The following is a 1,664-nucleotide window of genomic DNA, read 5'->3' on the forward strand; positions in this document are numbered from 1 at the left end:
GAGCGGGCGGCGGCACGGAGCCGGGAGAAGTGGATGACGACGAGTCTGCGGGTGGCGCGGGGGCTGGACAAGGGTGATCGTCTGTGCTTCCGGTCCTACCGGAAAGGGCCGCTGACGAGGCATGATGGGGTCGACACCCGCCGCCGGGCCGGGTCCGGGGCCGGCCCCGCATGGCGGCCAGGCCGAGGGCGGTGCCGGCGACGCCGAGCGGCACGGCCGCGGCACTCGGGCCGTTGCGGGGCCGCGGCACCGGTACCGGGTACGGCGCCCGGGGCCGGGGACGCCGATTCGGTGCGGGGCGCGGAAGGGAAGGATGCCCCCGACCGCGTCGTCGTGCTGAGGAGGTCCATCGTGCGCAGGGGTTCGAGGACGACCGCCCAGAAGGGGCATCCGTTCGGCCGGCTGCCGTCCGGCGGGCTGGCGGACGTGCTGTGGGACTGGTCGAAGTCCGGAACCCGGACCGCGGCGCGCAACCGGTTGCTGCGCGGGCTGCCCGGCGTCGGCACGGCGTCCGCGTACCGGTTCGGCCTCGTCGAGCGGCCGCACTACGCCTACGGCGTGCGGCGGGCCACCGAGTCGGCGGCGCGGCTGGGGCACCGGGGCGTCACGGTGGTGGAGTTCGGGGTGGCCGGCGGCAACGGGCTGCTGGCGCTCGCCGAGCACGCCCGGTACTACGCCGCCGCCACCGGGGTGGCGGTGCGGGTGGTCGGGTTCGACAGCGGGGCGGGGCTGCCGGCGGCCACGGATCCCCGGGACCTTCCGTACCTGTTCGCCCCCGGCTACTACACGATGGACCACGACCGGCTGCGGGCCCGGCTGGGAGCGGCCGAACTGGTGATCGGCGATCTCGACCGGACGCTGCCCGACTACCTGGACTCGCACGCCGAGGTACTGAGCTGTCATCCGGTCGGCTTCGTCTCCCTCGACCTGGACTACTGCTCCTCGACGGCGACCGCCCTCGGCCTGTTCCGGGGCCCCGCGCACGGGCACCTGCTGCCCCGGGTCACCTGCTACCTGGACGACCTGCCGGGGACGATCGAGCGGATCGGCGAGGCCGCGGCGGTCGCCGATTTCAACGCCGCCCATGACGACCGGGCGATCGGACGGGTCCTGGGGCTGCGCGCGTTCACCCCGTTCGACCCGCCGTGGGCCGACCAGATCTACGTCCACCACCGGCTGGACCACCCGGACTACGGGCGTCTGGAGGTCGGTGCCACCGGTGACCAGCTCCCGCTGGACCCGGGCCCGTCCCGGCGGCGGGGCCGTCACTGAGGGCCCGTCCGCACGGCACATCACGGACGCTCCGGCGCGGGCCGGCCCACCGTCACGCGGGTGGGTCGGCCCGGAACCGGGCCGGCGGCTTGACGGAACTTGCCAACTCGTCGCCTCACACGCACCAGCCGTTGACCGGAGCATGACGGCATGTGAGGGTTCCAGCACCCGAGCGCGGACGGCCCGCACGGCCGTCCCCACACACGGCCCTGCGGTGCGCCATGAGCCTTTCCTTCCGCGATCGAGGACCCCCACACGCTAGGAGCCTCGATGAAACGCAGTGCCACCGCGGGCCGGTTGCTGACCGCCGCAACCTCCCTGACCCTGCTGGCCGGCACGATCGCCGCCACCGCCAGCCCGGCCGTCGCCGCGCCCACCCCCGCGCCGCCCAG

At 75.0% G+C, this 1,664-nt stretch carries 1 protein-coding gene; it reads left to right on the plus strand.

The genetic code is table 11. The features are described from left to right. Positions 1-351: 351 nt before the first annotated feature. Positions 352-1,272 carry a hypothetical protein gene (locus tag ABD308_RS24370; protein WP_344338593.1) on the plus strand — a complete coding sequence of 307 codons (921 nt, stop codon included), beginning with the start codon at positions 352-354 and terminating at the stop codon, positions 1,270-1,272. The last annotated feature ends 392 nt before the right edge of the window (positions 1,273-1,664 follow it).

Origin of the sequence: Kitasatospora putterlickiae (assembly GCF_039527695.1) — a bacterium.
In the GTDB taxonomy this organism is placed as follows: Bacteria; Actinomycetota; Actinomycetes; order Streptomycetales; family Streptomycetaceae; genus Kitasatospora; species Kitasatospora putterlickiae.